We start from the raw sequence: 8,002 nt of genomic DNA on the forward strand, positions 1-8,002 counted from the left end.
TTGGGGTCGCGGGCCGGTGAGCGGAGCATGTTGGACGCCTGTGCGGGCCGGCGATCGGTTGACTGCACACGGAGGCGATCGCCTCTTCGGGGTGTTTCTCGTGAGGGGCAGTCACTGTGATCGACAGACGCGACGTGGTGCGGGCAGGCGCGCTGGGTGCTCTGGGGACGGGGTTGGTGGGGGTGCAGGCGTCACCTGCCGCCGCGTCACCCGCCGGATTCCTGGAGGGGGTCGGTCCCCGGGACTGGAAGCGGCTGGCCGACGCGCTGTCGTCGCGCTCCACCCTCTACCGGCCGAAGGACTCCCACTACCCGCCGCTGGCACTCCCGTTCAACCACCGCTTCGCCGGGACCCACCCCGCCGGAATCGTCGCCTGCGGTTCCACCGAGGACGCCCGTACGTCGGTCCGCTGGGCCCGGTCGGTCGGGCTGCCCACCGTGCCCCGATCCGGCCTCGGCCACAACTACGCCGGGTACTCCACCACCACGGGCCTGCTGCTCAACATGGCCCGGATGAAGACCATTCGCGTCACCCCGCGGCCGGGCGCCCGCTCCCGGACCTACGGCTCGATGAAGGTCACCCATGACGCGGGCACGGTCACCGTGGGAGCCGGCGTCACCAACGGTGACCTGCACCCGCTCCTGGAGGACCAGGGGATCTTCGTGCCGACCGGCCGCTGCCCCACGGTGGGGGTGGCCGGACTGGTGCTCGGCGGCGGTATCGGCTTCAGCGACAAGATGTTCGGTCTGACCTGCGACCGGCTGGTCTCGACGACCGTGGTCCTCGCCGACGGCCGGGTGGTGGAGGCCGGCCGGGACTCGCATTCCGACCTGTTCTGGGGCCTCCGCGGCGGCGCGGGGAACAACTTCGGCGTCAACACGTCCTTTACGTTCCAGTACGAGCAGTTCCAGGGCGACGTGGGCTTCTACCAGTTGCGCTGGAGCCTGGACTCCGTGCAGCCGGTGATCGCCGCCGCGCAGCGGATCGCCCTGAACGGCCTGGACGACAAGCGGTTCCACCTGCGCGTCGGCATCGGGACCAACGGGCGTACCAGGAGCCAGATCCGCGCCAACGCCAATGTCAACGCCATCGGCCAGTTCTACGGCCCCCTGGACGAACTGCGCGGCATCCTGGCTCCGCTGCTCGCCGTCGGCACGGCCGAGGAGCGCGCCCGCAACCGGGCGTCCGTGCGCGAGGTCACTCCCGGTCAGGCGAGCGTACTGCTGAGCGCCACCACGCCGGTGGAACAGTTCGCCACCAAGTCGGCGGTGCTCACTTCCCGGGAGCTCCTGACCGAACGGCAGGTCGGTGCCGCCGCCGAGCAGCTGCTGGACTGGCCGGGCAGCAGCAACGAGGACGGGGCCGGGTTCGCGATGTTCGCCCTCGGCGGGGAGATCAACCAGGTGCCACCGGACGCGACCGCGTTCGTGCACCGCAACGCCGTGTTCATCTTCGCGGCCGAGACCTCCTGGACGGATTACGATCCGCCCCGTGTCGAGACCGCGAACCTGCACTGGCTCCGTGATTTCTACCAGGGCATCTTCGGGAGCAGGCCGCCCGGGCAGTCGTATCAGAACTTCCCGGACCCGACGCTGAAGGACTGGCGGCGGGCCTACTACGGTGCGAACTACGACCGGTTGGTCAGGGTGAAGCGGAAGTACGACCCGACCGGTTACTTCAGGTATCCGCAGGGGATCGGCACCTGAAGCGGCACCGGAGGGCAGACCGGGCGGTGAGGGAAATGCGGACGGCCACGTCCCGCATGCACCCCGCACGCGCGGCGTCGGGCGCGCGGGGTGCACACGGGGCGTGACCGTCGGAGAATGGTGGGTACTGGGACCCCGGCCCGATTCCAGCGGGCCGGGGCTCCTCAGTACGCGACCGACTGTGTTCTAGTAGTCGCCGCCGCGGTCGCCGCCACCGTAGCCGCCGCCACCGTAGCCGCCGCCGTCGTAGCCGTCGTAGCCCCGGACCACCCGGAAGCTGGCCACGACGCCGTGGTCGATGTCGATGGCGCGGGTGTGGCCCGGGTGCACGCCGTCGGCGGAGCTGCGCGGGCCGACGGTGGCGATGGGGGCGCCGTTGTCGCAGACCGCGCCGCGGAAGACCTCGACGGTCCGCTTCGTGTCGTTGCGGATGTTCAGGCTGCGCGCGCCGAGGCCGCTGACGACGGTGATGCAGTCGCCGGGGTGGGCCGAGTACGACCGCTCGTTGATCTCGATGCGGCCCTCGTAGTAGCGGTGACCACCGCCACCCCGGCCCTCGTTGCCCCTGCCCTCGTTGCCCTTGCCGTTGTTGTTGCCGTTGCCGTTGCCGTTGCCGTTGCCGTTGCCGTTGCCGTTGCCGTTGCCGTTGCCGCCGTTGCCACCGTCGGGAAGGGCGGCGGGGGCGGCGGCGGGGGCGGCGACGGCCGGAGCCTGCTGGGGCGCCGGGGCGGAAGCGGCCGAGGCGTAGGTGATGCCGGTCGCGGCCAGAGCCGCGGCCGCGGAAACAGCGGCGGTGACCGCCGTGGAACGAAGCTTCATTTCACTATCTCCTGTTTCAGGGTTGCCGGCCCGTCAGCCGGCTCGTGAATGAACTTACCCACGGCGGTCATATCGGTCATTTCGAAATACTGGCGAGAGGGCTCCAAATGAGGCATTTATGGCCCCTGTTGAGGCTCTGATGGGATGTCATATCACCATCAAATAAGGCAGATTGACATACGATTAGTCCGTCTGATGGATCTTCTGACGTCTGCTCATCCTCCGACGCCCGCGTGTCGCTGCGAACGCGGCGCGACGAGCCGTGTTAGCCGAGAGCCCCGTAGCGCAGAAAACCGCTGGTCGCACGGCTCTGCGGGGTTTTGTTCCGCCGGTGGTCGTCCCCCTCGGCCCCCTCGGCCCCCTCGGTTGCCCTGGCGCTCAGAACAGGACGGACAGGTCGCGCGGTCGTACCCGGACGGTCACGGGCAGGGTGGCGTCGACCTCGCCGTCGGCACCGTAGGGCACGGGCCGGTCCGCCTCGATGCGGATCTCCCGGCCCTGCAGGACGACGACCTCGGGCCGCTCGACGTGGGCACCGGTCTTGAGCTCGTTCATGAGCGTGAAGAACAGGCGCCGGGGAGCCTCCCGGATCATCACGACGTCCAGCAGACCGTCGTCCACCCGGGCCGCCGGGGCGACGATGCGCCCGGAGCCGTAGTACGCGGAGTTGGCGGCCACGACGGTGTATCCGCGGTGCGGGTGCTCCCGGCCGTCGACGGTGACCCGGTAGGACGCCGGGCGCCAGCCGGCGACGGCGCGCAGCCCGCCGGCATAGTACGAGGCGGACCCGCGCAGGAAGCGCGCCCGGTTGGCATGGCGGTTGGCGAGCGCGTCGACGCCCGCGTAGACACTGCCCAGCACGACGGTGCGGGGGTGTACGGCCGACTCGACCTCGATGGTGTCCACGCGCCGCGGCTCGCCGTCGAGCAGGACCCGGGCCAGGCCGGCCGCGTCGGTGGGCAGTTGCAGAGCGCGGGCGAAGTCGTTGCCGCGGCCCGCGGGTATCAGACCCAGCACGGCGTCCGTACCGCTGAGCGCGCCGCCGATGCCCCCGGCCATGCCGTCGCCGCCGACGGCGAGCACGACCCGGCCCCGCTCCGCGGCCCCGCGGGCCAGCTCCCGGGCGTGGGCGAGGCTGTGGCTGTACTCGGTGTCCAGTCCCGCTCCGGCCTCCCGCAGCAGCCGGGCGACCTGGAGCAGTGCCGCCGCTCCGGCCGAGTCGCCCGCAGTGGGATTGACGACGGCGGTGAACTGTCGCATCGGTGTGCCTCCGGGCGGTGACGGTGGGACGGAGCGGGGGTGGAGCCTGGGCAGGTGCGGGCCCCGGCGCGGGGCCGGAGCCTGACGGCGGACCAGTGGCCGTACGGCGACCGGGGGCTGCGCGGGGGGCGTCAGTCCTTGGGCAGCAGCACCCCGGGGTTGAGCAGGCCGTCGGGGTCCAGCCGCCGCTTGACGGCGCGCAGTGCCTCGACACCCAGCGGCCCGGCCTCCCGTACATACCAGTCACGGTGATCGGTGCCCACGCCGTGGTGGTGGCTGATCGTACCGCCCGCGTTCAGGACGGCCTCGCACGCGGCGGCCTTGGCCGGTGCCCAGTGCGCGACGGCGTCCTCGCCCTGTGCGCAGACCACGGTGAAGTACAGCGAGGCGCCGTTCTCGTACACGTGCGAGATGTGGCACATCACGAGCGGCGGGGTGCCCGCCGCGGTGAGGGTGTCGGTGAGCGCGGTGCGCACCGCCGCGTAGAGGTCGGGGACACGTGACCAGAAGGCCGCCGTCTCCAGGGTCTCGGCGAATGCGCCGGCGTCGAGCAGGGAGTCCCGCAGGTACGGTGCCGAGTAGCGGCCGTGTGCCCAGCGTTCGCCGGGCTCCGCTCCGAGGAGGGTGCCGCCGGCGGCGCGCAGCACGGCGGCGGCCTGCTCCCGGCGGCTCGCCGTCTCCTCCTCGGTCCCCTCGTACCCGGCGATCGCCGTGCACCCGGCGTTCGCCGACAGGTCGGCCGAGCCGATGGCGTCGGGCTGGGCGAGACCGACGAAGGTCTCCGTCTCGTCGGACAGCCGCAGGACCGTCGGGCGCGGGCCGTCCTGGGCGAGCCTGCGCAGGGCGGTGGTGCCCTGCTCGAAGGAGGCGAAGCGCCATCCCTCGTAGACACGTCTCCGCGGCCGGGGCCTGACGCGGACCGTGACGGCGGTGATGACCCCGAAGGCTCCCTCGGAGCCGAGGATCAGCTGGCGCAGATCGGGGCCGGCCGCCGAGCGCGGCGCGCGTCCCACGTCCAGGGTGCCCTCGGGAGTCGCGACGGTGAGGCCGAGGACCATCTCGTCGAAGCGGCCGTAACCGGCGGAGGCCTGTCCGCTGGACCGGGCGGCCGCGAATCCGCCGATGGTCGCCCACTCGTAGGACTGCGGGAAGTGGCCGAGGGTGAACCCGTGCTCGGCCAGCAGCGCCTCCGCGGCGGGGGCGCGCAGGCCGGGCTGGAGGGTGGCGGTCCGTGACACGGGGTCGACGTCGAGCAGGGCGTCCATACGGCGCAGGTCCAGGGCGACGAAGTCACGGCGTTCGGGTGCGAGGCCGCCGACGACCGACGTGCCGCCGCCGAACGGGACGACCGCGAGGGCGTGTTCGGCGCAGACCCGCAGTACGGCGAGGACCTCGTCGTGGGTGGCGGGCAGGACGACGGCCGCCGGGGCGTCCGCGACGTCACCGGCACGGATCCTCAGCAGGTCGGGCGTGGACTTGCCGCGCGTGTGCCTGATCCGGCTCTCCGCGTCGGTGCGCACCCGGTCCTCGCCGCCGACGGCCGCCGCCAGCGCGCGCAGGGTGGCGGTGTCCAACGAGGGGTCGGGGAGGGAGATGTCCGCCAGGGCGAGCGTGCCGGTCTCCCGCGGTTTGACGCCGAGCAGGTCCCGCAGCAGCGCGGTCACCGGGCCGGGCAGCGATGCCGCCTTGTCGGGGTCGCCCCAGCCACTCCACAGCATGTCCATGAACGGTCTGTCCTCATCGGTCGGTTGGCGACGTGCCGTCTCCCGGACGCGCCGTCTCCCGCACGGCCGCACGGGGCGTTACACTGTGACACATGGCGCCCATTCGTCACAACCACTCGGACAGCCCGGACAGCGATCCCGTTCTCGACGCCGTACGCGACTGTGTGCTGGCGTTCGGAGTCCGGCGCACCACCCTCACCGACGTCGCCCGCCGCGCCGGCGTCTCACGGATGACCCTCTACCGCCGCTGGCCCGACGTGCGGTCGCTGGTCGGCGACCTCATGACGCGCGAATGGATCGACGTGGCGAGCCGCGCCATGCCCGAGCGCCGTCCCGGCCAGGAGACGCGCGGCCTGATCGTGGACGGACTCGTGGCCGGCGTCGCGGCGTTCCGGGCCCACCCGCTCTTCCTCAAGATCGTCGACGTCGACCCCGAACTCCTGCTGACCTACGTCCTGGACCGCCGCGGAGCCAGCCAGGAAGCCCTGCTGGGCCTGCTCGCCGACGCGCTGGCGGAAGGCCACGCCGACGGGTCGGTGCGGCGTACGCACACGGCCCGGCAGGCCCGCGCGGTCCTGCTCGTGGTCCAGTCCTTCACCCTGTCCCTGCGGACCATGACCGACGAGGACGACCCCGAACTCACCGAAGCCGCCTTCCTCGACGAACTGCGCACCCTTCTGGAGAGGACCCTGACCCCATGAGCCCGACCAGCAGTCCGTCCGGCCCGTCCGTCCCCGCTCCCGCCCCCGGATCGTCGCTCTCCGCCGCCCGCCGCCGCCGCGAACTGACCGAGGCCGTCGACGCCGACGTGGTGGACGTCCTGGTCGTCGGGCTCGGCGCCACCGGCGCCGGGGTCGCCCTGGACGCCGCGGCGCGCGGCCTCGGTGTCGTCGCCGTCGACGCCCACGACCTCGCCTTCGGCACCTCGCGCTGGAGTTCCAAACTCATCCACGGCGGACTGCGCTACCTCGCCTCCGGACAGCTCGACGTCGCCCACGAGAGCGCGGTCGAACGCGGTGTCCTCATGGAACGCACCGCACCCCACCTGGTGCGCGCCCAGCCGTTCGTCCTGCCCCTGACGCCCTCGGTGTCACGCGGCCAGGCGTCCTTGGCCTGGGCCGGCTTCCGGGCCGGGGACGCCCTGCGGCTCGCGGCCCGTACATCCCGGGCCACCCTGCCCGCGCCGCGTCGCCTCTCCGCCGTCGAAGCCCGCCACCTGACACCCTCGGTACGCCCCGGCGGCCTGCGCGGCGGCCTGCTGTCCTGGGACGGCCGGGTGACCGACGACGCCCGCCTGGTCACCGCGCTGGCCCGCACCGCCGCCGCCCACGGCGCGAAGATCCTCACCAGGGTCAGGGCCCTGGGACTCGACGGGACCACTGCCCGCGTCCGCGACGAACTCACCGGGGAACACGGCGAGATCAGGGCCCGCGTGATCATCAACGCGTCCGGTGTATGGGCGGGCGGCCTGGTCGAGGGCATTCGTATCCGCCCCTCGCGCGGCACCCACCTGGTCCTCCGCGCCGACCTGCTGGGTCCGCTGCCCGCGGGCCTGCACATCCCGATCCCGGGGGAGACCAATCGGTTCGTCCTCGTGCTGCCGCAGGACGACGGCCGCGTGTACGTCGGCCTCACCGACGAACCCGTCGACGGCGACATACCGGACGTGCCCGAGGTGCCCGAATCGGACATCGGCTTCCTGCTCGACGTGCTGGGCTCCGCCCTGGACACGCCGGTCGGGCGGCACGACGTCGTCGGCGCCTTCGCGGGACTGCGTCCCCTGCTGGACACCGTGCCCATCCGGTCGACGGACCCCTCCCGCACCTCCGACATCTCGCGCCGGCACGCCGTCCTCACCTCCGGCGACGGGGTGGTCACGGTCGTCGGGGGCAAGCTCACCACCTACCGGCGCATGGCGCAGGACGCCGTCGACGCGGCGGTCGGGGCCCGCGGTCTGCGTGCCGGTGCCTCGACCACCGCGTCCCTGCCCCTGGTCGGAGCCGCCGCCCCGCACCGGCTCGGCGCGCTCACGGCCCCCGGCCACCTGGTCCGCCGCTACGGCACCGAGGCTCCCGCCGTGCACGCCCTGGGCGCCCGCGATCCCCGCCTGAACGAGCCCGTGGTGCCGGGGAGCCCCGTCACCCGTGGCGCCCTGCTGTGGGCCGCCCTGCACGAGGGCGCCCTGGACGAGGCCGACCTCCTGGACCGGCGTACCCGCATCGGACTCGTGCCGCAGGACCGGGCGGCGGCCGTCGCGGCGGCCCGGGAGGCCCTGGAGGCGGCCGCGGCCCAGCCTGCCTGACCTCCGGATACGACAAGGCCGCCGCTTCGTGTGAGGCGGCGGTCGGTGTCGTGTGGTGCCTGCTGTGGGCGGGGTGTGTCCGGCGCTGGTGGGTTTAGTACCAGTGGTGGGTCTGCCAGAAGTCCCAGGCCTGGGCGGGGCTGCCGTAGCGGGAGTTCATGTAGTCGAGGCCCCACTTGATCTGGGTGGCG

At 72.7% G+C, this 8,002-nt stretch carries 7 protein-coding genes; 3 read left to right on the forward strand and 4 right to left on the reverse strand.

Annotated features, from left to right (window positions below):
* Positions 1-116 precede the first annotated feature (116 nt).
* Positions 117-1,706, forward strand: a complete 1,590-nt coding sequence (locus ACWC24_RS13420; protein ID WP_450662936.1) for an FAD-binding oxidoreductase — start codon at positions 117-119, stop codon at positions 1,704-1,706.
* A gap of 186 nt (positions 1,707-1,892) precedes the next feature.
* On the opposite strand, the gene ACWC24_RS13425 is transcribed toward ACWC24_RS13420, so the two are convergent.
* From ACWC24_RS13425 to ACWC24_RS13435, 3 genes are all read right to left on the reverse strand, one after another.
* Positions 1,893-2,525: a hypothetical protein gene (locus ACWC24_RS13425; RefSeq protein ID WP_450662937.1), complete on the reverse strand. Its 633-nt coding sequence runs from the start codon at positions 2,523-2,525 to the stop codon at positions 1,893-1,895.
* A gap of 378 nt (positions 2,526-2,903) precedes the next feature.
* Positions 2,904-3,785, reverse strand: a complete 882-nt coding sequence (locus ACWC24_RS13430; RefSeq protein ID WP_450662938.1) for a YegS/Rv2252/BmrU family lipid kinase — start codon at positions 3,783-3,785, stop codon at positions 2,904-2,906.
* Positions 3,786-3,916: 131 nt separating this feature from the next.
* Entirely contained in the window at positions 3,917-5,509 is a 1,593-nt protein-coding gene (locus tag ACWC24_RS13435) for an FAD-binding oxidoreductase (RefSeq protein ID WP_450662939.1), read from the reverse strand.
* Positions 5,510-5,601: 92 nt separating this feature from the next.
* Here ACWC24_RS13435 and ACWC24_RS13440 point away from each other — a divergent pair, with 92 nt between their 5' ends.
* Both ACWC24_RS13440 and ACWC24_RS13445 read left to right on the forward strand, forming a co-directional pair.
* Positions 5,602-6,210: a TetR/AcrR family transcriptional regulator gene (locus ACWC24_RS13440; RefSeq protein WP_450662940.1), complete on the forward strand. Its 609-nt coding sequence runs from the start codon at positions 5,602-5,604 to the stop codon at positions 6,208-6,210.
* Entirely contained in the window at positions 6,207-7,811 is a 1,605-nt protein-coding gene (locus tag ACWC24_RS13445; protein WP_450662941.1) for a glycerol-3-phosphate dehydrogenase/oxidase, read from the forward strand. The genes ACWC24_RS13440 and ACWC24_RS13445 overlap by 4 nt, the downstream gene beginning before the upstream one ends.
* A 94-nt stretch (positions 7,812-7,905) precedes the next feature.
* Here ACWC24_RS13445 and ACWC24_RS13450 read toward each other — a convergent pair.
* Positions 7,906-8,002 (reverse strand): aggregation-promoting factor C-terminal-like domain-containing protein (locus tag ACWC24_RS13450; RefSeq protein ID WP_446447315.1); only part of this gene is annotated, 97 nt, incomplete at its 5' end.

This window comes from Streptomyces sp. NPDC001443, from assembly GCF_053597355.1.